Origin of the sequence: Cryobacterium soli, assembly GCF_003611035.1 — a bacterium.
In the GTDB taxonomy this organism is placed as follows: Bacteria; Actinomycetota; Actinomycetes; order Actinomycetales; family Microbacteriaceae; genus Cryobacterium; species Cryobacterium soli.
The window spans coordinates 4,299,011-4,325,207 of sequence record NZ_CP030033.1 but is presented as its reverse complement, the minus strand read 5'-3'; the positions used below and the strand labels follow the sequence as shown (position 1 = coordinate 4,325,207).

Here is a 26,197-nt window from a genome sequence, read left to right as displayed (position 1 = left end):
GCTAGTCACTACCGCTTCAGAAGTCCGTGTCGACAACGTCGACCCGCACGCGCTTGCCGTCGGCCAGCGCGGCCACGAGAGTGCGCAGCGCCTTGGCGGTGCGACCGGCGCGGCCGATCACCCGGCCGAGGTCCTCGGGGTTCACACGAACCTCGAGCACCTCGCCACGAGGTGAGTTCTGGGCTACAACGTGCACGTCGTCCGGGTGATCAACGATCCCCTTGACGAGGTGCTCAAGCGCGGGAGCGAGCAAAATTACGCCTTGTCCTCTTCGGTTGCCGGGGCGGCAACGTCTTCGGTCTCGACCTTGGCCGCGGGCTTCTCGGCCTTCGGCTTGAGAACCGGCTTCTTCTTCTCGTCGGCGACGAAGGGAACCTTGGGCTCCTTGATCTTGACGGTGGAGACGGCGTTCTTGTCGCCCTTGAAGATTCCCCAGTCGCCGGTCAGCTTGAGCAGTGCCGCGACCTGCTCGGTCGGCTGTGCGCCGACGGAGAGCCAGTACTGGGCACGCTCGGACTTGACCTCGATGACCGAGGGCTCCTGCGTGGGGTGGTAGATGCCGATCTCTTCGATGACACGACCATCGCGCTTGGTGCGCGAGTCGGCGACAACGATGCGGTAGTACGGCGCACGAATCTTGCCCATGCGCTTCAGACGGATTTTGACAGCCACAATTCTCCTGTGATTTAGATGTTTGGCGAACTGACAGCCGTGAGCGTGGGGGCACACTCGGCACAAGCTCAATAAGGTTCGTGCTGCGCCGGATTAGAGGGTCGGGCGCAACGGAACTCGACTAATCATTGTGTCAGACATCGACCACTTTGTGATAATCGAGTTCCACCAGGGCCACTGCGGCAGATGACGTTCTGCAGCGCGGCGCACGGCGGGCGCAGCTATTAGCTGTCAGGATTGTGCCACATCGCCCCGCTCGGGGGCTCGGAACGTGAAGGAAAGCACCGTGAGCAGCCAGACCGTGGACGGCGACCCCGTGGGCGGCGAACCCGTGCGCATCGACTTCGCCCGCTCCGAACGCTCGACAGTCGGTATCGAGTGGGAACTGGCCCTCGTCGACCGTGAGACGGGCGACCTCGTGTCGATCGCCGACGAGGTCCTCGAGGCGCTGCGGGGCCCGGATGGCGCCCCGCACCCGCACATCACCGGGGAACTGCTCCTGAACACAGTGGAGCTCGTCTCCGGGGTGCACCAGACGGTGGCCGGCGCCGTCGCCGACGTCGCCGGCCAGGTTGCCGAGGTGCGTGCCATCACGGACCCGCGCGGTGTCGACCCGATCTGCAGCGGTTCGCATCCGTTCGGCCAGTGGTTCGACCAGCAGGTCACCGATAAGGAGCGCTACCACAAGCTCATCGACCGCACTCAGTGGTGGGGGCGCAACATGATGATCTGGGGCATCCACGTGCACGTGGGCATCGAGGACCGCGACAAGGTCATCCCCATCCTCAACGGCCTGCTCACCTTCGTGCCGCACCTGCAGGCGCTCAGCGCGTCGAGCCCGTTCTGGGCCGGGGTGAACACCGGCTATGCCTCCAACCGGGCGCAGATGTTCCAGCAGCTGCCCACCGCGGGGCTGCCGTGGCGGCTCGAGGACTGGGCCGCGTGGGAGGCGTATGTGCACGACCTCACGCTGACCGGGATCATCGAGGACGCCACCGAGGTGCGCTGGGACATCCGTCCGTCGCCGCGCTGGGGCACCATCGAGGTGCGCGCCTGCGACGGGGTGTCCACGGTCGAGGAACTCGGCGCCATCGCCGCGCTCATCCAGTGCCTGGTCGAGTGGATGTCGAGCGAGATCGACGCGGGCCGGCCGGTTCCCACGATGCAACCGTGGTTCGTGCGGGAGAACAAGTGGCGCGCTGCCCGGTACGGGCTCGCCGCCGAGATCATCGTGGGCTCCAACGGCTCCCAGCGGATGGTCACCGACGAGGTCCGCCGCCTCGTCGAGGTGCTCTCCCCCACTGCCGAACGCCTGGGCTGCCTGCCGGAACTGCAGCAGCTGCACCTGATCCTCGACCACGGTGCGAGCTACCAGCGGCAGCTCGCCGTGGCCGCAACGCACAACGGCAGCCTGCCCGCCGTTGTCGCCTCCCTCAGCCGCGAGTTGCGCGAGGGACTCGTCCCGTAGCCCGACGGAGGTCAGGCGTTTTTGGCGTCTCGCCAAGCCAGCCAGTCCTCGACCGGGGCGAGGTCGTAGTCCGGGCCGGAGATGCCGAGGGTGAACAGGGTGGTGCCCAGGGCGTGCAGCTCGTCGGCCTCCGCGGCGGTCTTGCCGCGGAGCTCCGTCGAGATCTCGATCTCGCCGATGTCTCGGCCCACGGTGTCGCACCAGCTGCCGAGCACCCCGAGCTTGTGGGTGAGCACGTCGGGCGTGGAGAACGAGTGCCAGATGTCGGCGTGCTGCGCCACGATGCGCAGGGTCTTCTTCTCGCCGCCTCCGCCGATGAGCACGGGGATGTCGCGCACGGGTGCCGGGTTCAGCTTGCCCCAGCGCTCTTCGATGCGGGGCAGGTTCGCGGCCAGGGCGTCCAGGCGGCTGCCTACAGTGCCGAAGTCGTAGCCGTACTCGTCGTAGTCACGCTCGAACCAGCCTGAGCCGGTGCCGAAGATGAACCGGCCGCCGCTGATGTGGTCGATGGTGCGCGCCATGTCGGCCTGGAGGTCGGCGTTGCGGTAGCTGTTGCAGTTGACCAGCGCGCCCATCTCGATGACGCTGGTCTGCTCCGCCCACGCGGCGAGCAGCGTCCAGGACTCGAAGTGCTTCCCAGCGGGGTCACCGGACAACGGGTAGAAGTGGTCCCAGTTGAAGGCGATGTCCACGCCGAGCGCCTCGACGGCGGCAACGGTGTTCCGGATCGACGTGTAGTCGGCGTGCTGAGGGGCGATCTGCACGCCGAGGCGCACGGGGCGGGGCTGGGGAGAGGTCATTGGAGAATCCTAATCCCCTCGCCCGCCCGCGCCCGCGTGCGATAGCCGCTACCGGCCGAGCATCTTCTGCAGGGCCGCCATCTCCTCGGCCGATGGTCCACCGGCCGGAGCCTTCGCACCATTGCCGAGACCGAAGCCGGAACCGCCGCCCGCCGGGGCGCCACCGAGCTTCTCGCCCGAGGCCAGAGCGGCGTTCTCTGCCGCACGCTTGGCCGGGTTGCCCGACTTCGAGCCCTTCTTCTTCTGCTGCACCTGCGGGCGCTTGCCGCCCATGCCCCCGGGCACCGGACCCATGCCGGGGATGTTGGGCATGCCGCCCTTGGCGACAGTCTTCATCATCTTCGCGGCCTGTTCGAACCGCTGCACGAGCTGGTTGACCTCGGTCACGCTGGAGCCGGAACCCCGCGCGATGCGCAGGCGACGGGACCCGTTGAGCAGCTTCGGCGTGACGCGCTCGGCCTTGGTCATCGACTGGATGATCGCCTCGGTGCGCACGATCTCGCGCTCGTCGAAGTTGTCCAGCTGCTGCTTCATGGCGCCGGCGCCGGGCAGCATGCCCATCATCTTCTTGATCGAGCCCATGTTGCGCAGCTGCTGCATCTGGCCGAGGAAGTCGTCGAGGGTGAAGGTGTCGGTGGAGAACTTCTCCGCGATCTTGCGGGCTTCCTCCTCGTCGAATGCGCCCTGTGCCTGCTCGATGAGGGTGAGGATGTCACCGAGGTCGAGGATGCGGCTGGCCATGCGGTCGGGGTGGAATGGCTCGAAGTCGTCCAGGCTCTCGCCCGTGGACGCGAACATGATCGGGCGGCCGGTGATGGACGCCACCGACAGTGCCGCGCCACCGCGGGCGTCACCGTCGAGCTTGGAGAGCACCACGCCGGTGAAGTCGACGCCGTCCTGGAAGGCGCGGGCCGTGGCCACCGCGTCCTGTCCGATCATGGCGTCGATGACGAAGAGCACCTCGTCGGGGTCGATGGCCTTGCGGATGTCCGCGGCCTGCTTCATCATCTCGGCGTCGACGCCGAGACGCCCTGCGGTGTCGACGATGACCACATCGTGCAGCTTCTGCTGGGCGTACTTGACGCCGTCCTTGGCCACCTTGACCGGGTTGCCCACGCCGTTGCCGGGCTCGGGCGCGTAGACGGGCACGCCGGCCTGCGCTCCGACGACCTCGAGCTGGGTGACGGCGTTGGGGCGTTGGAGGTCGGCCGCCACCAGGATCGGCGTGTGGCCGTCCTTGGCCAGCCACTTGGCGAGCTTGCCCGCCAGGGTGGTCTTGCCGGCACCCTGGAGGCCCGCGAGCATGATGATGGTCGGCGGCTTCTTCGCGAACTCCAGACGACGCTGCTGGCCGCCGAGGATCTCGATGAGTTCCTCATTGACGATCTGCACGACCTGCTGGGCCGGGTTCAGGGCCTTGCTGACCTCGTCGCCGAGGGCGCGCTCGCGCACCTTCCCGGTGAAGTCCTTGACCACCTCGAGCGCCACGTCGGCGTCGAGGAGGGCGCGACGGATCTCGCGGACGGTGCCGTCGACATCCGCAGCGCTGAGCTTGCCCTTGGTGCGGAGATTTTTAAACGTCTCGGCGAGGCGATCTGAGAGGTTTCCAAAAGTAGCCATTGTGGTCTTAGTTTAACCGGCTCCGGGGGCTCCCGCTCTCACTGGCGGGAATCCGTGCCGGGGCGCGTACGGTGGAGGCTCCACCGAAACAGGGAGCAGCCATGCCAGTTGTCGTCGTCGCCGTGATCACCCCGCTCGACGGGCACCGCCAGAATGTGGTGGATGCGTTCGCCCTCGTCTCCCCCCGGGTGCACGACGAGGCCGGGTGCGAGCTCTACGCGCTGCATCACGACGCAGAGACCGTGGTCATGATCGAGCGTTGGACGACCAAGGAGGACCTCGCCGCGCACGCAGCGGGAGCGCCGATCGGCCAGCTCAACGCGCTCCTGGCCGACCATGTCACCGGCCCCAGCGTGGTGAGCGTGCTCGAGAACGTTCCGCTGGGTGACCCTGTCAAGGGCACCGTTCAGTAGACGCCGTTCAGTAGGCGCCGTTCACCCGGCCTCAGGGATCATCAGACGCTCCACAGCGCGCACCACCGTGGCCCGCCGGGTTGCGATCGTGCTCGCGTTCACCACGGGCGGCGTGGCCAATGCCTCGGCCGGCTCGTGGTTCCAGCACGTCACGATCCCGAAGATGAGCGCGGACACGTGCTCAGGGTCCCACGACGAATCCACGGTGCCGGCCCGCTGCAGGGCCACGATCCCGCGGAGCTGCTCCGCGTGGAAGCGGTCCATGAGGGCCCAGGACGGATCCACGACGTCCTGTCGCTCCAGCCGCGCCCAGTCGATCATCCGCAGGTGCTCCGGATGCGCAACCGAGTGGTCGTACAGCGCCCCCGCGAACTCGGGCAGGGTTCCCCCGGCCCCGGCCATCGCCGCAGCGAACTCGCCCAGGTTGAGCTCGAGGACCGCGCTGAACAGCTCCGCTTTGTGGCGGTAATAGGCGTACAGCCGTTCCTTGCTCGCTGCGGCGTTGCGCGCGATGCGATCGATCCGGGCGCCCGCCAGGCCGAAGGCAGCGAACTCGGTTCTGGCTGCCTCGAGGATGCGCTGACGGGTGGGCTCCGGCTCCTTCGCCGATGGGCCCGTGGGAGAAATCTCGGAAGTCATCTCTTTATCGTAGCAAAACGAACTAGTTCGTTTGGTAGAGTTCTCGGCATGTCAGAATCGAGCGCGACCGGCGTATCTCCGGTTTCCACCCCCACTTCCCCCTCCGAACACCCCAGAGACACGGCCGGTCACAACCCCCGTCGGTGGTGGCTTCTGGCGATCGTCGCCCTCGCCCAACTCACCGTCGTGCTCGACGGAACCATCGTCAACATCGCCCTCCCCCACGCGCAGAGCGATCTGGGCATGAGTGACGGCGATCGCACCTGGGTCGTCACCCTGTACGCACTGGTCTTCGGCGCCCTGCTGCTTCTGGGCGGCCGCATCGCCGACTACTGGGGGCGCAAGCGCTCTTTCATCGTCGGCATGGCCGGCTTCGCCGTGGCTTCGGTCCTCGGTGGCATGGCACAGAGCACCTGGGAGCTCTTGGCCGCCCGCGGTCTGCAGGGCCTCTTCGCCGCCCTCCTCGCCCCGGCCTCGCTGGCGCTGCTCACCGTCAATTTCCCCGGCGGCAAGGACCGGATCAAGGCCTTCTCGGTCTACGGTGCGATCGCCGGTGGTGGCGCCGCGGTGGGACTGGTGCTCGGTGGCGTTCTGACCGAATACGCCAGCTGGCGGTGGTGCCTACTGGTGAACGTGCCGATCGCGATCGTCGCCATCGCCGCAGCCATCCCGATCATCCGGGAGAGCAAGGCGCACGGCAACACTCGCTATGACGTCCCCGGCGCGATTCTCGTGGCCCTCGGCCTCGGTTCGCTGGTCTTCGGCTTCGCTCAGGCCGAAAACGGCTGGGATGCCTGGCAGGTCCTGGTCTTCATCCCGCTGGGCGTGGTCCTTCTCGCCCTCTTCGTGCTGGTCGAGAGCCGCTCCAACCACCCCCTGTTGCCGTTGCGGATCCTGGCGGACAAGGTGCGCGGTGGTGCGTTCATCACGGGCCTGCTCACCGGTGCCGCGCTCCTGGGCGGACTGCTCTTCCTCACCTTCCACCTGCAGATCGTGCTCGGGTTCTCGCCGCTGGAATCCGGGTTGGCGTCTCTGCCGATGACGGCCACGATCATGGTCGGCGCCGCGGTGCTCTCCAAATTCCTGCCGCGCGTTGGCGTTCGACTGCCGATGACGGTGGGTCCTCTTGTAGTCGCCGCAGGCCTGCTCTACCTCTCCCGCATCACCGTCGGCGGGAGCTACGCCGTCGAGGTGCTGCCCGGCCTGATCCTGATGGGCGCAGGCCTCGCACTGATCTTCGTGCCGTTGCAGAATGTGGCCCTCTCCGGTATCGACGCCCACGACGCCGGCGCGGCCAGTGCTGCCGTCACCGCCGTGCAGCAGATCGGCGGATCCATCGGCTCCGCGGTCTTCACGGTGCTCTACACGACGGCAGTGGCAAGCTCGCTGGCGGCCGGTGACGGTACTCCCGTCGCCCAGCTGGGTGCTCTCGTCGACGGTTATCAGGCGGCGTTCTTCTGGGCGGCCGTCGGTGTTTTCGTCGCCGCACCGGTGGCCTTCTTCATGGTGCGCCCCCAGCGCTCGGAGCTTCTCGGCACCGAGCCGGCCCTGCACCTGGGCTAGTCTCCCCGGCTCACGGGCCGCACGTACGAACGAAGGCCCCCGGATCGCTCCGGGGGCCTTCGCTCGTTCCGCGACAGCTCAGCTGTCGGCGGCGATGCCGATGGTGTCCCCATGCACGTCCAGGGTGACGACGAGCAGCGCATCCGTCTCGTGCGGGCTGATCGAGTAGTCGAGCACGGCGAAGTGCTGGTCCGCGCCGATGTGGTGCGGGTGGAACCCGATCCGCTGCAGCTGGATGGAACGCAGGAAGTCGATCTGCTTGTCGCCGGAATCCCAGATCAGGGCGTCCTCGAGCACCTCGTCGTCGAGCTCGTCGAACTGGGCCGTGATGAACTGGCTCGTCACAGAGACCTCGGCGCTCAGGTCGGCCACGAGGGATTCCCTGGCCTGCGAGTCGAGCTCCTCGAGCGCGTTGATCATGGCCGCGACGATGTCGAGGGCCTCTGACGACACCGACTCCTCGTCGGGGGAGCTCACGTCCACGTCGACGTTCTGGTCGCCCAGCTCGGCCGTGTCCGACCAGTACAGCTCACCGCTCTCGTCGTCGCTGCCGAGTACTCCGAAGAAGTCGTGTTCGATGGTCATGGGGCGTCCTATCCGACGAGTTTTTGCGCGAAGACGTGCGGGGTGAATCCGGTGAGGTCGTTGATGCCCTCACCCTGCCCGACGAGTTTGATGGGGATTCCGGTCTTCTCCTGCACGGCGAGCACGAAGCCGCCCTTGGCGGAGCCGTCGAGCTTGGTGAGCACCAGTCCGGTCACGCCGGCGTGCTCGATGAACGCCTCTGCCTGAGCCAGGCCGTTCTGGCCGGTGGTGGCGTCGAGCACCAGCAGCACCTCTGAGATCGGGGTCTGCTTCTCGATCACTCGGCGGATCTTGGTGAGCTCGTCCATGAGCCCGCCCTTGGTCTGCAGCCGGCCGGCGGTGTCGATGATGACGATCTCGGTGCCCGTGTTGATGGCCCGTTCAACGGTCTGGAAGGCCACCGAGGCCGGGTCCTGGCCCTGCGCCTGCGGGCGCACGATCTCGGCGCCGGCGCGTTCCGCCCAGGTGGCGAGCTGCTCGACGGCCGCGGCCCGGAAGGTGTCGGCGGCGCCGATGAGAACACTGCGGTCGTAGACACGCAGGAATTTGGCGAACTTGCCGATGGTGGTGGTCTTGCCGACGCCGTTCACGCCCACGACGAGCACCACGGCCGGCCGGGCGCTGAGGTTGAGGGTGGAATCCAGCTTGGACAGACGCTCCTCGATGCCTTCCCGCAGCATACGGTGCAGGTCCTTGGGGTCTGTGGTGTTGTACCGCGACACCTTCGCCCGCAACTCGGCGACGATGCCGTCGGTGATATCGGGCCCGAAGTCGGCCGTGATCAACGAGTCCTCGAGGTCGTCCCAGGTATCTGCGTCGATCGTCTTCTTCGCGAACACTCCGCGCAATGCGCCGGAGAGGGACCACGGGGTGCGTTCTGCCATGGTCCAAGGCTAGTCGGCGCTGACCCACCGCGCGCACCGGCCGCTGTCGTGTCCCGGCGCACCACCGCCGGGGGTGGCGGTATCGGTGCGGTGCTGGGTATCTTCTCGGTAGCACCAGAGCGACACCATCAGAGCGGTAGCACCAGAGACACCTCGTCGAAAGGATGCCCGATGTCCCCCACTCCCGACGCCCGGCCGGCCGGCCGGGCCCCGTTCGAACCCTCAGGCACCGCTCGAGGCGACGCGGAGTCGCCGCCGGCACTGGCGACGCTGGCCGGTCGGCTCGACGGCGATATCGTGCTGCCCGGCGACGCCGGCTGGGACGACGCCCGTGCCGCCTGGAATCTTGCCGTCGACCAGCATCCGGCGGCCGTCGTCCTGCCCCGCTCGGTGCGTGATCTGCGGCAGGTGATCGTCGCCGCCAGAGAGGACGGGCTCGGAGTGACCGTGCAACCGCGCGGGCACGGCGCCTCCGGCACCCTGACCGGGCAGATCCTCGTGCGCACCACGGCGTTCGACGAGATCACGGTGAACGTGGTGGGCCGGTACGCCCGCGTCGGCGCCGGAGTGCCCTGGGGAACCCTGCTCACCCGGCTCGACGGCAGCGGGCTCGTGGCGCTGGCCGGCTCGAACCCCGATGTGAGCGTGGCCGGATACCTGCTCTCGGGCGGCCACTCGTGGTTCAGCCGGTGGAAGGGCCTGGCCGCGCACTCCATCCGGGCGGTCGAACTCCTCGACGCGACCGGCGTGCTGCGGCGGGTCAGCCGCGACACCGACCCCGAGTTACTCTGGGCGCTCCGCGGCGCCGCGGGGCTGTTCGGCGTGGTCACGGCCCTGGAGATCGACCTGTTCAGCGCCCCCGACCTCTTCGGCGGCAAGCTCCTCTTTCCCGCAGAGTCGGCCGAGGTCGTGTTCGGTGCCGCCACCGACATCCTGCTGGATGCGCCGCCCGAGTTGAGCCTGATGCTCGGTCTGATCAACATGCCCGATATCGAGCAGGTGCCCGAACTTCTGCGCGGCCGCAGCTTCGCCCAGGTGGACGCGGTCTTCGTCGGATCTGCCGAGGCCGGCCAGGCCCTTCTCGCCCCCCTGCACACCATCGCCCCGGTGATCGCCGACCTCACCCGGCCGTTCCCGATCGGTCAGCTCGGCGAGGTGTCCGGCGAGCCCCAGGACCCTTCCCCCACGCTGGACTGGTCCAGGAACGTGACCGACCTGGACCCGGCGACGATGGCGGGCCTGGTGGCCGCGTTCCGCACCGCGAGCTACGCGGGTCTGACCATGTTGCAGCTGCGCCCGCTCGGGGGCCTCATCGGCGATCCCACCGTGGGGGAAGACGGGGTGGCCGGGCACCTGGATACCGGTTATCTGCTCTTCGCGGCGGCCATCCTGCCTCCTGGCGCCCCGATCCCGGCACCCGCCGATCGGCACCTGCTCTTCCAACCGTTGGAGGACACCCTGCAGGGCGTGGGTGTGCCGCGCACGGTGCCGAGCTTTTTGACCGCGGGGCAGGATCTCTCCCTCGCCTTCGCACCCGACGTGCTGACGCGGCTGGCCGCGCTCAAACGCACCGTCGACCCCGAGAACCTGTTCCGCAGCAATCGACCGCTCCCGGAGGAGGACCGCTGATCAGAGCAGGCTGCCTTCAGGAGGCCTGCTCGACGTCGTCCCGCACCACGCGCTGTCCCACGACCGCCGACACGCCGTCCTGCCGCATGGACACGCCGTACAGGGCGTCGGCGATCTCCATGGTGCGTTTCTGGTGGGTGATCACGATGAGCTGGCTGCTGCGCCGGAGGTCTTCGAAGATGGTCAGCAGGCGGCCCAGGTTGGCGTCGTCGAGCGCCGCCTCAACCTCGTCCATGATGTAGAACGGGCTCGGCCGCGCCTTGAAGATGGCGATGAGCAGCGCGACCGCGGCCAGGGACCGCTCCCCGCCGGAGAGCAGCGAGAGGCGCTCGATCTTCTTCCCGGCCGGTTTCACCGACACCTCGATGCCCGTCGTGAGCATGTCGGACGGGTCGGTGAGCTGGATGCTGCCGCTGCCACCGGGGAACAGAATCGGGAACACCTCGGCGAACGCGGCCTGCGTGTCGTCGAACGCGCTGGAGAAGATGGTGCCCATCTTGTCGTCGATGTCGTCGATGATCGTGAGCAGGTCGGCCCGGGTCCTGGTGAGGTCGGTGAGCTGTTCGGTGAGGAAGAGGTGCCTCTGTTCGAGGGCGGCGAATTCCTCGAGGGCGAGCGGATTGATCCGGCCCAGGCGGGCGTACTTGCGTTCGGCCGCCGCGAGTCGCGCCTGTTGTTCGTCCCGGTCGTACGGCGTGCCCGGATCCGCCTCGGACGCGCCCCGCTGTGACACGTCGGCTCGCCCGGCCGCGGTGGCCGGCACGGGCTGGGCCGGCCCGTACTCGGCGACCAGGACGTCCTCCACCAGACCCAGTTCGTGTGCGGCCCGCTCGAGCAGGGCGGACAGCTGGAGCTTCTTCTCGTAGATCTGCAATTCCAGACCGTGCACGTTCTCGGTGATGGCTTGCAGACGGGTGCGCAGGGTGCTTTCGTCCCGGCGCAACGAGCCGAGTTCCTCGTTCTGGCTGGCCCGTTCGGCCTCGGCCGTGCTGAGGAGCGCCCGGGCCTCGGCGACGGATGCGTCGATGGAGCCCAGCGCCCTGGGCAGCGCGTCGGCCACGGCCGAGGCCGCATCCACCTGTCGGCGCCGCAGAACCGCCCGGCGCGCGGCGGCGTCGGCCTCGGCCCGGTCGGTTTCGAGTTGCCGGGTGAGGGCGGCCACCCGTCCGTGTCCGCTACGCACCCGTTCCCTGGCCGTGTCCACCTGCAGACGGGCCTCGATCTCACGTTCCTTGGCGGCATCCAGTTCGGCAGCGAGTGAATCCCGCGCGCTGACATCCAGGATGGGGCGTGGCTGGGAGCGCCGGGTCTCCAGCGCGGCCGCGCTGGTCGCCGCCGCGCTCTCGGCCTCGGCCACTCCCGCCGCGGCCAGCTCCGCGGCGGCCGACAGGCGGTCGAGGTCGGCGGATGCGGCATCCATCTGCACGGTGAGCCGGCCGCGTTGTGCGGCCCTGGCGCTCTCGCGGGCGTCCCGGTCGCGCACGAGGGCCGCTGCCGCCGAGGCCTGCGCCTTCGCTGCGGCGTGCAGGGTGCGCTGTTCGCCCAGGTCAGCGGTGACGATCGTGATCTGGCTGGTCACCTCGGCCAGGCGGCTCTCGGCGGTGTCGCGTTCCGTGACGAGCTCGAGCTTGCTCGGTGCAGCGCCGGTGCCGGCTCGCAGGGAGTGCGCGGTGAGCACGTCGCCGGCGCGGGTGATCAGCGTCACGGGGCCGCCGGACGCCGTGCCGGCCAGGGCGTCGGCCGCGGCGGCGGCGGCGGCCAGGTCGTCGACGATGAGGGTGCGGGCGAGCAGGCCGAGCACTCCGGGCGGAGCGTCGACAACGCTCGCGGCCGGCACCGCGCCCGGCAGGACCGGCAGGGCAGCCGGTGAGGCCGGGCCCGCGCCGGTCAGCACGAATTCGACCCGGCCGAGGTGATGGCGGTCGGAGTGGTCGACGGCATGAACGGCCGCTGTGCGGTCGTCGGCGGCCACGGCGTCGGCGAGGGAACCGAGGGCGGCGGCGACGGCGCGTTCGAAGCCCGGTTGCACGCTCATCAGTTCGGCGACGAGGCCGCCGATACCCGCGAGATCCGCCGCCAGGAGGGCGGAGGAGCCGTCCTTCTGGCCGAGGGCCAACGTCAGGGCGCCCCGGCGGGCTGCGAGGGCGTCTCGTTCCCGTTCGTGGCCGTGCAGGAGGTCGCGCAGGCGCTCGATCTCTGCTCCGGCCTCGAGTATCTGTGCCTGGGCCTGTTCCACGATCTCGTCGAGGTCTGCCGGGTCGATCCCGTCCGGCAGGCCCTCGGGGACGCCGCCGTGGGCATCGTCGAGCTCGGTCTCATCCAACCCTGCCAGTTCGGCTTGGGCGGCGGCGAGGCGCTCGCGCGCGGCCGACAGGGCTCCGTGCCGGCGCAGCACCTCGCCGCGCACCGCGGCGAGCCGCGAGGCGGCGGTGTCGGCCTGTCCGGCCAGCTGCGAGACCTCGAGGTCGTGGCGGGAGACGAGGGCCGACTGCGCCGAGATCTCGTCGTCGAGCGCGTCGAGGTCGCGCCGGAGGGCGGCCGTGACGGCCCGGGTCCGGGTCCAGGTGTCCTCGGCGACGACGATGCCGCGTTCGAGCCGTCCCACCTCGGCCGTGGCCTCGGCGACGCGGTGCGGGGTGACGCTCGAGGCTCGCTCGGCCGGTTCGGCCTGGCTACCGAGCAGGGCCAGGCGCTGGTTGGCCAGCGAGTACAGCCCGCGCAGCCGCTCCTGGGCGGATTCGAGCGCGAACGCGGTGCGCCTGGCCACGTCGACGGCGTCACCCACCTGGGCCTCTTCCAGCCGGCGGATGCGGGCCTGGTTGTGGTCGAGCTGGTCCTGGATGACAATGCGCTCGGAGTGCCGCTCGCTCTCGGTGCGGCCGTGGGCGTCCAGAGCGGTGCGCAGGGTGACGACGTCGTCGGCGAGCAACCGCGCCCGCGCATCCCGCACCGTGGCGGCGATCTGCTGGGCTTCCCTGGCCACCTGGGCCTGCTGGCCGAGCGGCTTGAGTTGACGCCGGATCTCCCCGGCGAGGTCGCTGAGCCTGGTGAGGTTGGTCTGCATGGCCTCGAGCTTGCGTACGGTCTTTTCCTTGCGGCGACGGTGCTTGAGGATTCCGGCGGCCTCCTCGATGAACCCGCGGCGTTCCTCGGGGCTCGCGCGCAGCACGGCATCCAGCTGGCCTTGGCCCACTATGACGTGCATCTCCCGGCCGAGTCCGGAGTCGCTGAGCAGCTCCTGCACGTCGAGGAGACGGCAGGTGCGGCCGTTGATGGCGTACTCGCTGCCGCCGTTGCGGAAGAGGGTGCGCGAGATGGTCACCTCTGCGTATTCGATGGGCAGGGCGCCGTCGCTGTTGTCGATCGACAGGGTCACCTCGGCGCGCCCGAGCGGCCCGCGGGTGGAGGTCCCGGCAAAGATGACGTCCTCCATCTTGCCGCCGCGCAGGGTTTTCACGCCCTGCTCACCCATGACCCAGGCGAGGGCGTCGACGACATTGGACTTGCCCGAACCGTTCGGGCCCACTACGCAGGTGACACCCGGTTCGAAGGCGAAGGTGGTGGGCTGGGCGAACGACTTGAAGCCCTTGAGGGTGAGACTCTTCAGGTACAACGCGCCCGTCCCTTCTCTCCTCGGCCGGCTGGTCGGCCGTCACGGCCGACCATGACGGCATCGGTCAGTCCACGGTACCGGATTGCCGGTCGTTTACTGGGAACGGCCCGCTGAACGGCCCTACTTCGGCTGCCCGGTCCGGGTGGTCGGCCAGGGCTTCCCGTCGTGTGCCCGGGTGACGGCGTTGATGAGGTACGCAACCCTGCTCGCGAGGTGATACTTCGTCTCCATCGGAATGCTCCGCGGGTCCCGCAGGGCGCTCTCCACGTCGTCGATGGCGAGCCCGGTCAGCCGGGCGATGTTCCCCGTCGTGAGTCGGCACTCGATCGTCAGCGATTCGAGGGCCGCCCGGAGCCGTTCGTCGTCACCGATCGGCAGACCCTCGGTCAGCTGCGCCGCGAGGACGGTCAGTCTCGTACTCTCGTCGTTCGAGAGCACCAGCCGTTCCGTGCTGAGTCCAGTGGCCTGCGCCCGTGCGCCGTCCAGGAACGACCGCAACTTCTCCGGCGGGATACCCGTGATGGCCAGCACAGCGTCTTCGGAGATCTGACCGGCGGCGATGATACGTCTGAGTTCAGTGGCGGTGTCGTAGATCTGCGACGTCATGGCCGGCCTTCCTTCTCGCACTGCGGTCTCCGCGCGCTGCGGTTTCCTCGCGGTGCGGACGACGACAGGCTAGCTCTCATCCCACCTTCGGGCGCACCGTGTCGGAAGGGACGTTCGGGGGCCTGTCGCGCGGGCCGGCCGCCGTCTAGGCTCTGACCCGTGGGGACCGCGGCATTCACCATCGACGAACTGACGATTCCATCGGAGATCTCCGGGCCCGGTTGGGATGATTTCGCCGCGGCCGTCGAGGTGCGAAACAGGGTTGAGGCCCACGCGTACGGAACGGCCGTGTTGAACCAGACGGCCGAAGAGCTCTGGCCCGCCTGGCTCACGCCAGAGCACTCCCCCAGGCGACTCTTCGTGGCCCGGGTGGGCGGCGCTATCGTGGGACGGGGCGTCTACGAGACTCTCGCCGATCCGGAGTCCGAGTTCGCCTGGTTCACGGTGGAGGTTCTGCCGCAGCACCGCACCCGCGGGATCGGGGGCGCCCTGACCGCGCGCCTCGACGGCCTGGCCGACGCCGCCGGGCGCAGCATCCGGATCGTCTACGCGATGTCGCCGGAAGGTCCTGGGCCCCGGCTGGCACCCCCGACCGGGTTCGGCTCGGTGCCGGCCGATAACCCCGAGGTGCGTTTCCTACTCCGGCACGGGTACACCCTCGAGCAGGTCGAGCGCGGAAGCGCGCTGGCGCTTCCGATCGACCCTCACCTGCTGAACCGGCACCTCGACGACGCCCAGGCCCGCGCCGGCGGTGACTACGCGGTGCTGACCTGGATCGGACGCACGCCCGAGCGCTGGCTCGACGACCTGGCCCGGCTGTACACGCGGATGTCGACGGATGCGCCCAGCGCCGGCCTGGAGGAGCCCGAGGACGTCTGGACCGTCGAGCGACTCCGGAGCGAGCAGGATGCCGCGGCCGCAGGACCGCGCGCCACACTCGTGGCCGCTGCCCTGCACCGCCCCAGCGGCCGGCTGGCCGGATTCACCGAGTTGTCCGTTCCCGCGGACCCGCGCCGGGCCGTTGAGCAGGAGGACACCCTCGTGCTCAGGGAGCATCGGGGGCACCGGCTGGGGATGCTGCTCAAGGCGGCCAATCTGAGGCAGCTGGCGCTGACGCATCCGGAGCAGACGATGGTGACCACGTTCAACGCCGAGGAGAACCGGTACATGCTCGACGTGAACGAGGCTCTCGGCTTTGTGCCGCTGGGCTACGAGGGCGCCTGGCGCCGGGTCAGCACAGTGTGAAGTCAGCACAGTGTGAAGTCAGCACAGTGTGAAGTCAGCACAGTGTGAAGTCAGCACAGTGTGAATCAGCGCAGGCGTTGGCAGCGCGGGCAGTAGTGTGACGACCGGTTCATGAACCGGGCGCGCACGAGCTCGGTGCCGCAGCGCGGGCACGGCCGGCCGTGCTGCCCGTAGGCGTTGAGGCTGTGCGAGAAGTAGCCGGACTGGCCGTTGACGTTCACGTACTGGGCGTCGAAGCTCGTGCCGCCTTCTGCGAGGGCGCGCAGCAGGATGGCGCGCACCGCCGCGAGAAGCCGGCGTGCCGTGGACGTGGACAGAGACGCGGCCGGCTGGTCGAAGTGCACCCGGGCCTCGTACAGGGCTTCGTCGGCGTAGATGTTGCCGATGCCGCTGGCGACCTGTTGGTCGAGCAGCACCCTCTTGATGCCCGAGCGGGTGCGGGCCAGCGCGCGGTAGAAGTCCGGCGCTGAGAAGGCGGGGTCGAGGGGGTCACGGCCGATGTGCGCCACCTGGCTGGGAATCAGGGCCTCCCAGCCTGCGGGGACCCGGTCGCCGCCCGGGGCCCGCCCCGGGGCCAGCCCGGGTCCTGAGTATCCGGCCGGGCGCAGGTCGCCGGTGGGCAGGACGGTGTCGACGGCCATGCTTCCGAAGATGCGCTGATCCACGAAGTGCAGCGCCAGTTCGCCGTGCACCGGGTGCTCGAGGGCCAAGCGGATGCGCAGCAGCTTCTCCGCCGTTTCGCCCGGGGTGCGCAGCAGCACCTGGCCGCTCATGCCGAGGTGCGCCACGAGGGCACGGTCGGCTCCGCCGGCGCGCCCGGCGAGCGGGAACCAGAGGAACTTGCCCCGGCGTACCGCGGCGAGGAGCCTGGACCCGGTCAGCAACGCCTCGAACTCGCCCAGCGAGCGATCGTGCCGCCGCAGCGAGCGATCGTCGAAGACCTCGACGCCCGTGACAGTGGCGCCGGAGACGGCCGGCTCGAGTCCGGCGCGGACGACCTCGACCTCGGGCAATTCAGGCATGGGTCACCGGTCGCCGTTCAGCGCCATCCAGAAACATCCGGCCGGCTCAGCGTCGGGCGCGCAACTGAGTCCAGGCCTCGAGGGCCGCGGCCATCTCGGCATGCTTCTTGCTGGTCCCGGTTCCGGTGGCCTTGACGCTGTCGCCGACGGACACCGTGGCGACGAAAACCTTGGAGTGGTCCGGCCCGCTCTCGGCGACGGCGTAGACCGGCACACCGGCGTTCAGCCGGGCGGCGGCCTCCTGCAGGCTGGTCTTCGGGTCCATCGACACGCCGAAGTGGCCGGGGTCGGCGAGCAGCGGCTGCACGAGCCGCAACACGAACTCGGTCGCGCGGTCTCCGCCCGAGTCGAGGTAGACAGCCCCGATAAGGGCCTCGACGGTGTCGGCCAGAATCGACGACTTCTCGCGTCCTCCGGTGAGGGTCTCCCCACGCCCCAGGCGCACGAAAGCGCCGAGGCCGAGGCCTCGGGCAATGCCGGCCAGGGCGGCGCTGGACACCAGGCTGGCCCGGCGCTTGGCGAGGTCACCCTCGCTCAGTCCGGGGTAGTTGCGGTACAGCATCACCGTCACGGCCTGGCCCAGAATCGAGTCGCCCAGGAACTCCAGGCGCTCGTTGGTGGGGAGGCCACCGTTCTCGTACGCGTACGAACGGTGCGTCAGGGCGAGCTCGAGGAGGCCGGGATCGATCTGCAGGCCGAGGATCTCCTGCAGAGCCGACATCGACACGGCGTCGGTCGTCCCGGCCGTTCCCTTGGTCACCGCTTCGGCCCGCACAGCAGAAACTCCCGCAGCGCGGGCTGCGGGAGATTCGGCGTGACGGGAACCGGCGTCAGACTTCGACACGGCAGCGCACCATCCTCTGACTAAACGTCAGCGACCTTGCGGCCCTTGTACTCCATGAAGAGTGCGGTTCCGGCGGCATCCGTGACGACCTTCGCGCGGTGCGGGAGGCTGTAGACGACCTTGCCGTTCTCCATGGTCTTCACCAGGGTGGGGGCTTCGGCCTTCCAGCAGGAACGGCGTGAACGGGTGTTGGAGCGTGATTGCTTGCGCTTCGGGACTGCCATGACTACTTCTCTTCTCTATCCGGTACAGCACGGATGTCTTCATCCGTGCTGATGCTTTCGGAAGCTTGGAATTCCAATAGTGCGGACCAGCGGGGATCCTGCACGTCACTCGGTTCAAGTTCAGGGGAAGTGGCACGCCGTTCCCCGGTCTCTGGGTCGAGACCTGGGCAATCCCGCCGGCAAACCGGCTGGAACGGCAGTGACAACACCACTGCATCCCTGATTAGTGGTTCAAGATCCACGTGGTCATCTTGAACCGCACACTCATAAGCTTCGTCTAGATCGTACGCGAAAAGCTCGACAAAATGAACTCGGACAGGCAATTCGATGTCAATCAGGCATCTTCCGCACTCTCCGGCGGCTTTTCCGGTCACATCGGCGGTCACCAGGATGCCTTCGTGGATGCATTCGAGGCGCAGCTCGGCCTGCAGGGTGGAGCCGGCCTTGACGGCCACGAGCGCTTCGCCGAGGTCGTTGGGCACAAGGATGTCGATGTCGCGCTCGTAGAGCGTTCCCGGGCGGTTGATGATGTCACGTACGTCAACCTTGTACGGGGTCTTCTTGAACTTGTTCACAAGGGAAAATTCTACGCGCCCGTCGGGGTGCGCTGGTTCGCCCCCTCGTCGGGACCGGCCGCGGTATCCCGCGCCAGTCCCATGCGGCGCAGGGCGGGCGAGCCCAGGGACGCCGGGGCGACGGTGGCCCGCACGCGCTCGGCAGCGCTGCCTCCCTGCCGAACCGCCCGAATGACCGCGTCCAGGTCGTCCAGCAGTTCGGCGCCCCCGGCGGCCGTTGACGCCTGCCGGGCGTAGTGGGCGCGCTCGACGGCGACGAGCATCCGTTCGAGCGCGTCGCGCACCTGCGGCGTGTCGCCGACCCCCGTGCGGTCGCGGATGGCCGCGGCCAGCTCGCGTGCGGTGAGGGTGTCGTACACGGAAACACCGTGGTCGAGGGCTGTGTCGGTCAACTCCCGCCAGGCGAGGACGGCGCCGGCCCGGTCGGCGGCCAGCAGACGGCGCCGGCGACGGCGACGCACGGCGCGTAGCGTGCCGGGCACCGCCAGCAGCACGAGGGCCGCGGCCACGAGCAGGCCCACCCGGGCCAAGATGCCGGGCAGGTCGTCTTCGGCCGCGGTGACCGTGCCGCTGGGGCCGCCCGTGATGCCGGGGTTGTCGTTGGGGCGCGGGGCGACGGGCGCGGCACCACCGCTTTCCGGAGCGCCCGCCACCGCGGAGCTCTCCGGCAGCGCGTAATCGGGAACGCTCCCCCGGCCCGGCGTGGGCTCGAAGGGCACCCAGCCGACCCCGGTGAAGTACAGCTCGGGCCACGCGTGCAGGTCGTCTGAGTCGACGTTGTACCGGTTGAGCCCGCCGACCACCGTGGTGGTGCGGGTGCCGGGCAGGTACCCCAGGGAGATCCGGGCGGGGATGCCGAGGCTGCGAGCCATCAGGGCCATGGCCGAGGAGAAGTGCACGCAGTAGCCCCGCTTCACCTCGAGGAAGGTCGCGATGACCGCCCCGCCCCCACCGTCATAGCCGTCTTCGACGGGAGCCTCGGTGTCGTAGCTGAAGTCGTTGCCGCGCAGGTAGTCCTGCAGGGCCACCGCGGCGTCGTAGTTCGATTCGGCGCCCGCCGTGACTGTGCCCGCGGTCTCCGCGATGATTCCCGGCGTGTCCTCCGGCAGGGCCAGGCTCGACTCGATCCCCGCCGGATACCGTCCGCCGGCCTGGCGCAGCTGCTCACGGGTGGGCTGCACCTCCAGGGAGGTCACCGTGTAGCGCTGACCGCTCGTGGAGCTGTCCGGGCTGGTGATGGCCCGGGTGCCGTTGTTCCAGAACCACTCCCCGGTGAGCCCGTCGACCGAGGTGGCAGGCACCGGCACAGGCAACAGGTCGGTCCTCACGCCGTCGATGGCGATGGTGGTGGTGGCGGAGGTGCGCGTGACGGCCTCGGACAGGCCGGGCGGATCGTCGATCGCCTCCACGGTCTTCTCGGGGTCGATCTCCACGGGCCGGGGCAGCCAGGTAGTCCCTTTGATGTCGTCGAGGGTGAGCAGCGCCAGGTACGGCTGTTCGCTGGCCGTCGTGCGGTAGTGCAGGGCGGGCGTGGGCGCGGGGCGCCGCAGGTCCTGGCCGAGATTGATCATCGGGCTCACTCCCCCGCCGAAGAGGGCGCTGTTCGGCCGGGAGCCGCCGGTGACGCCGGAGACGATCGGGGCGGTGAGGCCGATGACGAGAGCGCCGGCTATACCGATGGCGCCGATGGCGAGGGCGCCGCGGACCGCGCCCGGAGGTGACGTCGCACTCCAGCCGAGCGAACCGCCCTGCCGGATCGCCTCCATGCCGCGCAGCCGGGCGTCCACGCGCAGCATCAGCAGGTAAACCACGGCGGTGGCGACGAGGCTGCCCCACTCGGCGCCGGTGTCGATCACGAAGCCGGGCACGGCCAGGGGAACGAGCGGGGGGATGCCCGCCAGTGCGGGCCAGCGCAGCCCGATCGCCAGCACATCCATCAGGATCGCCAGCAGGCCCACCCCGCAGGCCAGGAGGAACAGGATGCCGTCCAGCACCTGCGCCGGGGTGCCCTGCGTCTGGATCGACCGCACGCCGGACGTGGCTAGGTCGGTGAATCGTGCGAACGTGTCGCCGGTGGGAATCAGCCACAGCACGCCGGTTCCCCCGCCGAAGACCAGCGTGAGCAGGACGACCAGAGCGCCCGCCGAGAGTATCGGCACGAGAGCGGCCGGCACCCGGGCGCGCCGGAACCCGGCGGCGGCGGACAGGACCGCCGCCGCGATGACCAGGAGCACCCACCACCAGCCGGACCCGGCCAGGACGGCGCCCAGGGCGGTGCACCCGGCGAGGAGCAGCACAAGGAGCGCAGCGGAGAGCGGCCACCGCAACGGCGGCACCCGGCGGCGGGCCGGCCGTCGCGCGTTGGCTGACGGCGCAGCCCGGGGCGGTCCGCCCGGGCGGATGCCCGGGGGCGGCAGGGTGCGACCCGGCGCGGTCATCGGACCTCCGCCCGGTCCTGGCCGACCCGCGCCCAGGCCGCATCGACGGGCGTGGCGGCCGTCACCGCCACGCACTGCCAGCCGGCCTCGGCCAGCCGCTCGAGGACGGTGCCGCGCAGGGTGTCGAAGACGAAGGCGACGGCCGGCTGGCACAGGCCCCGCAGGGCGGCCAGGGCCGCCGCATCCAGGTCGTCGAGGTCGATGAGCACGGCGAAGGTCGGAATCTGCCGCCCGAACGCCGCAGCGTTCCGGCGGGCGTCGCCCGGGCCGTTCTCACCGTCGGGGTGCGGGACGTGGTCCTGCGGGGCGATCTGCGCCAGCGCGTCGACCAAGGCCAGGGCTCCCTCCGGGCCGGTGAACGAGACCGGGTCGTCGCCGTGCAGGCCTCCGCGCCGCCCGGCGTCCGGGTCCAGAGGCACCAGGGTGCCGGCCGCCCGAGACCGGCCGGGGGCGAGCTGGCTCGGGCCGAGCTCCACGACATCCAACCGGAATCCGGCGTCGATGAGGTGCACCGCGATCGACGCCGTCAACTCGACGGCCCGCTCGAACTCGGCATCGTGTTCCCGGCCCTCTGCCCGGCCGCCCCGGCCGGTGTCCAGTACCACCCGGGCCTCCGGGTGGCTGCGCTGTTCTTCCTGCCGGATCATGATCTCGCCGTGCCGTGCGGTGGCGGGCCAGTTGACCCGGCGCATCGGGTCGCCCGGCCGGTATTCCCTGGCGATGAGTTCGTCGGAGTCGTTGTTGAGGTGCCGGAGGCGTTCGTGACGGGAGCCCTCGCCCCGGGTGATGGACACGCCGCTGCCGGGCAGCGGCGAGACGGTGGGCGTGACCGTGAGGTCGTGCGGTGCCCCGGCCGGCCACTCGCTGTAGGCGAGGCCGAAGGGGTCGGCGCGACCGAGCATGAGGGGGCCCACCGCGTAGACCCCGCGACGGAGCGGACGGACCTGGTAGCTCACGCTCGCGGTGTCGCTGCCGGGTCCGCGGCCCCGGCGGGCCGGGCCCAGCACGGGCAGCGGTTGCACGGCGGGAACGGTGATGCCGCCCGCCGCCACATCCCGCCAGCGGAGGCCGGGCAATGACACCGAGGCCAGGTTGCGCACCTGAACGGCCACGGTCACCGGCAGCCCGGCCGAGACCGTTCCCGGCCGGAAGGTGCGGGCCACGGCCACCCGCAGCGGGTGCACGAGGACGTACCCGAGCGAGAGGAGCGGCACGAGGAGCAGCACCGAGCCCAGGAACAGGAGGTCCCGGATGTCGTAGGCCCAGGCGGTGATGAACACAGCAACCCCGACGGCCAGGAACAGGGCCCCGCGCAGGGTCGGGCGCACCTGCCGGCGGACGGCCCGGCGCCCGGCCGGGACTTGTCCAGGGCGCATCCTGACTGCCTGCGATCCGCTCATGACGCTCGATCCCGCCGCCCGACCGCCGCTAGGGCCGGCCCGAGGACCCGGTCGGCACCGGAGTGGCCGCGAGGATCCGCCTGACCGTCTCTTCGATGAGGAGGGCGCTGTCCTGCGACCGGTGCCCCAGCGCCCGGGACGTGGGCACCAGCCGGTGGCCGAGGACGGCAACGGCCAGCGAGTCGATGTCGTCCGGCAGCACGTATTCCCTGCCGTGCAGCGCGGCCTGGGCCTTGGCCGCCCGGATCAGTTGGAGGGTGGCCCGGGGACTCGCGCCCAGCCGGAGGTCGCGGTCGTCCCGGGTGGCCCGCACCACGGCGACCGCATATTCCTTCACGGCGGCTGAGGCGAACACGCCGCGGGCAGCGGTCATCATGCCGCGCAGTTGCGCCTCGGTGACCACGGCGGAGATCCGGGAGAGCGGGCTGCTCGTGTCGCGGGAGTCGAGCATGGCCAGCTCGGACGCCGGGTCGGGGTATCCCATCGAGATGCGTGCCATGAAGCGGTCGCGCTGTGCCTCGGGCAGCGCGTACGTGCCCTCCATCTCGATCGGGTTCTGGGTGGCCACGACGGTGAAGGGGCGGGCCAGCCGATAGCTGTGCCCGTCCACGGTCACCTGCCGCTCCTCCATGCACTCGAGCAGGGCCGACTGGGTCTTGGGGCTGGCGCGGTTGATCTCATCGCCGATCACCAGGTTCGCGAAGATGGCGCCGGGCTTGAACTCGAACCGGCGTTCGGCCTGGTTGTAGACGGAGACGCCCGTGACGTCGGAGGGCAGCAGGTCGGGGGTGAACTGGATGCGGCTGACCGTGCAATCCACCGAGGTGGCGAGGGCCTTGGCCAGCATGGTCTTGCCCACGCCCGGCACGTCCTCGATGAGCAGGTGCCCCTCGGCCAGGAGCACAGTGAGGGCGATCTGCACGGCCGAGTGCTTGCCGTCGATGACCGATTCGACGTTGCGCATGATGGCCACGGCGGCGTGCTGCACGTCGGCCAGCTCCACCACGGTCTCGGCTGCCTCGGCGGCGAGGCCGTGCGGCCCGGCCCGGTCGCGCCCGGCCACATCGACGGCCGCGTGCGCCGCCGGGGGCGCATCGGAGGCCAGACGACCGGGGAAGGCGCTCATGCCAGCGGCCGATTCAGGAAGGCGGCGACGGCGGGCGGCACGTACGGGGCGATGTCGCCGCCGAGCGCGGCGACCTGGCGCACCAGGGAGCTGGACACGTGGGCGTGCGCGGGGTCGGGCAGCATGAAGATGGTCTCGACCCCGGCGAGATTGCGGTTCACGATCGCCATGGGAGTCTCGTACGCCACGTCGATCTGCGAACGGATGCCCTTGACGAGCACGCTGGCGCCCACGTCGACGCAGTAGTCCACGAGCAGCCCCATGCTCCACGAGCTGACGATGACGTTGCCGGGCACCCCCGCCTCGGCGATGGCCCGTTCGATGAGCGAGACCCGCTGGGTGATGGGCAACAGCGCGGACTTCCCCGGGTTGTGCACCACGAGCACGTGGAGCTCGTCGAACAGCCCGGCCGCCCGTTGGATCACGTCGAGATGCCCCAGTGTGACGGGGTCGAACGAACCAGGTACGACGGCGATCCTGCGCATACGGTTCACCCTAGCGCCAGCACGCACCAGCCGCTGCCCGGGGCGGCCGGATTGGCCGGACGTCAAGGCCTTTGTCAGGCTGGCGGAGGCTGCGGCTCAGCCTCACCCCTTGGACAGGGAGGCGCGCTCGGAGTCGTCGAGCCGGCGGCGCACGGCCGCCCGCAGCGCAGGAATGGTGCGGATCTCCGGGTCCCCACCGATGAGCTCTCGGGCCGCGGTACGGGCGGCCGCGATGATGTCCCCGTCGGTGGCGACCCGCAGCAGCCGCAGCGACGACTGCCCGCCGGACTGGAACCGGCCGAGCACATCGCCCTCCTGGCGCTGCTCGAGGTCGACCTGGGCCAGTTCGAAGCCGTCCAGGGTCTTCGCGACAGCTTCGATGCGCTCCCGGGCAGGGCTGCCGATCGGTGCCGCCGTCACGAGCAGGCAGAGACCCGGCACTCCCCCGCGGCCCACCCGTCCGCGCAGCTGGTGCAGCTGGGACACGCCGAAGCGGTGCGCATCCATCACGACCATGGCCGAGGCGTTGGGCACGTCGACGCCGACCTCGATGACCGTCGTGGCGACGAGGACCTGGATATCCCCCGCCGCGAACGCCCGCATGGTGTGATCCTTCTCGTCCGCGGTCATGGCGCCGTGCAGCGGCTCGATGCGGGCGGCGGCGAGCAGCGGATGCCGCCTCAGGTCCGCGAGCAGTTCCTCGACCGTGGTCATCGGGGTGGCGTCGAAGTCGATCTCCTCGCCCTGCTCCAGCTTCTTCGGGGCGATGGCCGGGCACACCACGAAGCACTGCCGGCCGAGGGCCAGTTCCTCGGCCATGCGCTGCCAGACGCGCAGTACCCAGGCCGGCTTCTCGTCGAGCGGCACCACGAAGGTCTCGATGCCCGGGCGCCCGGCCGGCAGCATGGCGATGGTGCTCACGTCGAGGTCGCCGAACACCGTCATGGCGATGGTGCGGGGAATGGGTGTGGCGGTGAGCACCAGCACGTGCGGCGGCAGTTCGGCCTTGAGCCGGAGAGCCTCACGCTGGTCGACGCCGAAGCGGTGTTGTTCGTCGATGACCACCAGGCCGAGGTCGAAGAATCCGACGGTGTCGCTGAGCAGGGCATGCGTGCCGATCACGATGCGCGCCTGGCCCGACACCGTGCGCAGCAGTGCCTTGCGTCGCTCGGCCACGGGCAGCTGGCCGGTGAGCAGGGTCGGCATCAGCTCGGCCGTGAGGTCGGGGCCCAGGATGCGCGCCATCGATCGCAGGTGCTGCCCGGCGAGCACCTCGGTCGGTGCGAGCAACGCGGACTGCCCGCCCGAGTCGGCCACAGCGAGCATGGCGCGGAGGGCCACGACGGTCTTGCCCGATCCGACCTCCCCCTGCACGAGCCGGTTCATGGGCGCGGTCAGTCCCAGGTCGCGCTGGATCTCGGCGCCCGTGAGTTCCTGGTCCACCGTGAGGGAGAACGGCAGGGACGCGTCGAACCGTTCGAGGAACCCGCCGGGAACGGGAAGCCGCGCGCGGGTGCGCCGGGCGCGGTGTTCGGTGTGCTGCTGCACGAGCACGCACTGCAACACGAAAGCCTCGGTGAAGCGCAGCGTGTCCCTGGCCTCGTTCCATTCTTCGTCGGAGATCGGCCGGTGGATGCGCACGAGCGCGTCCCGGTGGTCCAGCAGGCCGCGCTCACGGCGCAGCCGCTCGGGGATCGGGTCGTCGATGGGGCCGAGCTGCTCGATCACCTTCACGATCTGTTTCGCGATGGTCCAGCTGGTCACGGCCGCGGTGGCCGCGTAGATCGGGATAGGCCGGTCCGCCCAGAGGCGGGCCTCGATGGCCTCGGCGGGCGTGATCGTGGCGTCCAGCGGGTCGTCGCTGCCCGGCACGATTTCGTAGGCGGGGTGGGCCAGCTGCCGGGTCTTGTTGAAGACCGTGACCTTGCCGGAGAACATGGCCCGCATCCCAGGGCGCAGGGTCTTGATCAGCCAGGGTTGGTTGAAGAAGGTGAGGGTGAGCATGCCGCGCCCGTCCGAGATGACGACCTTCGTGCGGTGCACCGCCTTCTTGCCCGGCTGCGCCCGGCCGTGGTCCTGAACACTGACCGAGAGCACCTCGGCGAGCACGGTGACGGCCTCGTCGAGCGGCAGCTCCGCCAGGGTGGTGAGCTCGCCTCGCCTGGCGTAGCGGCGCGGGTAGTGGCTGAGCAGGTCGCCGACCGTGGTCATGCCGAAGGCCTTGGCCAACGCCGTCGCTGGGCCGGCGCCGAGTGCTCCGCGCAGGCCGGAGTCGAGGGTGAGGGCGCCGGCGCCGTCGGCGGCGGGCTCCCCGTGCGGGGTGGCGGCGGCATCCGGACCGGTCAT

General features: G+C 69.9%; 23 protein-coding genes. 5 read left to right on the top strand and 18 right to left on the bottom strand.

Annotated elements, in window-relative coordinates:
• Positions 1–16 precede the first annotated feature (16 nt).
• Both DOE79_RS20110 and rpsP read right to left on the bottom strand, forming a co-directional pair.
• Entirely contained in the window at positions 17–253 is a 237-nt protein-coding gene (locus DOE79_RS20110; protein WP_066596208.1) for an RNA-binding protein, read from the bottom strand.
• Positions 254–255: 2 nt separating this feature from the next.
• Entirely contained in the window at positions 256–672 is a 417-nt protein-coding gene (rpsP, locus tag DOE79_RS20105; protein WP_120340016.1) for a 30S ribosomal protein S16, read from the bottom strand.
• Positions 673–1,003: 331 nt separating this feature from the next.
• Between rpsP and DOE79_RS20100 the strand changes: the two genes are divergently transcribed.
• Complete coding sequence (locus DOE79_RS20100) at positions 1,004–2,140, top strand: glutamate--cysteine ligase (RefSeq protein WP_120340461.1); 1,137 nt, start codon at positions 1,004–1,006, stop codon at positions 2,138–2,140.
• Between the two features lie 11 nt (positions 2,141–2,151).
• Here DOE79_RS20100 and DOE79_RS20095 read toward each other — a convergent pair whose 3' ends face one another.
• Entirely contained in the window at positions 2,152–2,940 is a 789-nt protein-coding gene (locus DOE79_RS20095) for an LLM class F420-dependent oxidoreductase (protein WP_120340015.1), read from the bottom strand.
• A 48-nt stretch (positions 2,941–2,988) separates the two neighbouring features.
• Complete coding sequence (gene ffh, locus DOE79_RS20090; RefSeq protein WP_120340014.1) at positions 2,989–4,560, bottom strand: signal recognition particle protein; 1,572 nt, start codon at positions 4,558–4,560, stop codon at positions 2,989–2,991.
• 101 nt (positions 4,561–4,661) lie between these two features.
• Between ffh and DOE79_RS20085 the strand changes: the two genes are divergently transcribed.
• Positions 4,662–4,973, top strand: coding sequence for a putative quinol monooxygenase (locus DOE79_RS20085; protein ID WP_120340013.1), 312 nt, complete (start codon positions 4,662–4,664; stop codon positions 4,971–4,973).
• 21 nt (positions 4,974–4,994) lie between these two features.
• Here the strand turns inward: DOE79_RS20085 and DOE79_RS20080 are convergent, their stop codons facing one another.
• Positions 4,995–5,612 (bottom strand): TetR family transcriptional regulator, encoded by a 618-nt coding sequence (locus DOE79_RS20080; RefSeq protein WP_120340012.1) that lies wholly within the window; start codon positions 5,610–5,612, stop codon positions 4,995–4,997.
• Positions 5,613–5,660: 48 nt separating this feature from the next.
• On the opposite strand from DOE79_RS20080, the gene DOE79_RS20075 reads away from it, so the two are divergent.
• Positions 5,661–7,175 carry an MFS transporter gene (locus DOE79_RS20075; protein ID WP_120340011.1) on the top strand — a complete coding sequence of 505 codons (1,515 nt, stop codon included), beginning with the start codon at positions 5,661–5,663 and terminating at the stop codon, positions 7,173–7,175.
• A gap of 78 nt (positions 7,176–7,253) precedes the next feature.
• Here the strand turns inward: DOE79_RS20075 and DOE79_RS20070 are convergent, their stop codons facing one another.
• Positions 7,254–7,760, bottom strand: coding sequence for a DUF2004 domain-containing protein (locus DOE79_RS20070; protein WP_066596218.1), 507 nt, complete (start codon positions 7,758–7,760; stop codon positions 7,254–7,256).
• An 8-nt stretch (positions 7,761–7,768) separates the two neighbouring features.
• A complete protein-coding gene (gene ftsY, locus DOE79_RS20065; RefSeq protein ID WP_120340010.1) occupies positions 7,769–8,644 on the bottom strand; it encodes a signal recognition particle-docking protein FtsY in 876 nt (291 codons plus the stop codon).
• 171 nt (positions 8,645–8,815) lie between these two features.
• On the opposite strand from ftsY, the gene DOE79_RS20060 reads away from it, so the two are divergent.
• Positions 8,816–10,273, top strand: a complete 1,458-nt coding sequence (locus DOE79_RS20060; RefSeq protein WP_120340009.1) for an FAD-binding oxidoreductase — start codon at positions 8,816–8,818, stop codon at positions 10,271–10,273.
• 16 nt (positions 10,274–10,289) lie between these two features.
• Here DOE79_RS20060 and smc read toward each other — a convergent pair whose 3' ends face one another.
• Complete coding sequence (gene smc / locus DOE79_RS20055) at positions 10,290–13,886, bottom strand: chromosome segregation protein SMC (protein WP_120340008.1); 3,597 nt, start codon at positions 13,884–13,886, stop codon at positions 10,290–10,292.
• Between the two features lie 120 nt (positions 13,887–14,006).
• Positions 14,007–14,492, bottom strand: coding sequence for an HTH domain-containing protein (locus tag DOE79_RS20050; protein WP_120340007.1), 486 nt, complete (start codon positions 14,490–14,492; stop codon positions 14,007–14,009).
• Between the two features lie 159 nt (positions 14,493–14,651).
• Between DOE79_RS20050 and DOE79_RS20045 the strand changes: the two genes are divergently transcribed.
• On the top strand, positions 14,652–15,737 hold the full coding sequence (locus tag DOE79_RS20045) for a GNAT family N-acetyltransferase (RefSeq protein WP_120340006.1): 1,086 nt from the start codon (positions 14,652–14,654) through the stop codon (positions 15,735–15,737).
• A gap of 65 nt (positions 15,738–15,802) precedes the next feature.
• Here DOE79_RS20045 and mutM read toward each other — a convergent pair whose 3' ends face one another.
• The 9 genes from mutM to DOE79_RS20000 all read right to left on the bottom strand — a co-directional run bounded on the left by mutM (position 15,803) and on the right by DOE79_RS20000 (position 26,197).
• The gene (mutM, locus tag DOE79_RS20040) at positions 15,803–16,759 is read right to left on the bottom strand and encodes a bifunctional DNA-formamidopyrimidine glycosylase/DNA-(apurinic or apyrimidinic site) lyase (protein ID WP_120340005.1); all 957 of its coding nucleotides are present in this window, start codon (positions 16,757–16,759) and stop codon (positions 15,803–15,805) included.
• 46 nt (positions 16,760–16,805) lie between these two features.
• Entirely contained in the window at positions 16,806–17,480 is a 675-nt protein-coding gene (gene rnc, locus DOE79_RS20035) for a ribonuclease III (RefSeq protein ID WP_120340460.1), read from the bottom strand.
• Between the two features lie 143 nt (positions 17,481–17,623).
• Entirely contained in the window at positions 17,624–17,827 is a 204-nt protein-coding gene (gene rpmF, locus DOE79_RS20030; protein WP_066596228.1) for a 50S ribosomal protein L32, read from the bottom strand.
• Positions 17,828–17,829: 2 nt separating this feature from the next.
• Positions 17,830–18,402: a YceD family protein gene (locus DOE79_RS20025; RefSeq protein WP_120340004.1), complete on the bottom strand. Its 573-nt coding sequence runs from the start codon at positions 18,400–18,402 to the stop codon at positions 17,830–17,832.
• Between the two features lie 11 nt (positions 18,403–18,413).
• Positions 18,414–20,840 (bottom strand): transglutaminase TgpA family protein, encoded by a 2,427-nt coding sequence (locus DOE79_RS20020; RefSeq protein ID WP_120340003.1) that lies wholly within the window; start codon positions 20,838–20,840, stop codon positions 18,414–18,416.
• Positions 20,837–22,216, bottom strand: a complete 1,380-nt coding sequence (locus DOE79_RS20015; protein ID WP_162942864.1) for a DUF58 domain-containing protein — start codon at positions 22,214–22,216, stop codon at positions 20,837–20,839. The genes DOE79_RS20020 and DOE79_RS20015 overlap by 4 nt, the downstream gene beginning before the upstream one ends.
• Before the next feature lie 52 nt (positions 22,217–22,268).
• Positions 22,269–23,204, bottom strand: a complete 936-nt coding sequence (locus DOE79_RS20010; protein WP_245977351.1) for an AAA family ATPase — start codon at positions 23,202–23,204, stop codon at positions 22,269–22,271.
• A gap of 158 nt (positions 23,205–23,362) precedes the next feature.
• Positions 23,363–23,851 (bottom strand): pantetheine-phosphate adenylyltransferase, encoded by a 489-nt coding sequence (gene coaD, locus DOE79_RS20005; RefSeq protein ID WP_066596241.1) that lies wholly within the window; start codon positions 23,849–23,851, stop codon positions 23,363–23,365.
• A 102-nt stretch (positions 23,852–23,953) separates the two neighbouring features.
• Positions 23,954–26,197, bottom strand: a complete 2,244-nt coding sequence (locus DOE79_RS20000) for an ATP-dependent DNA helicase RecG (RefSeq protein ID WP_120340000.1) — start codon at positions 26,195–26,197, stop codon at positions 23,954–23,956.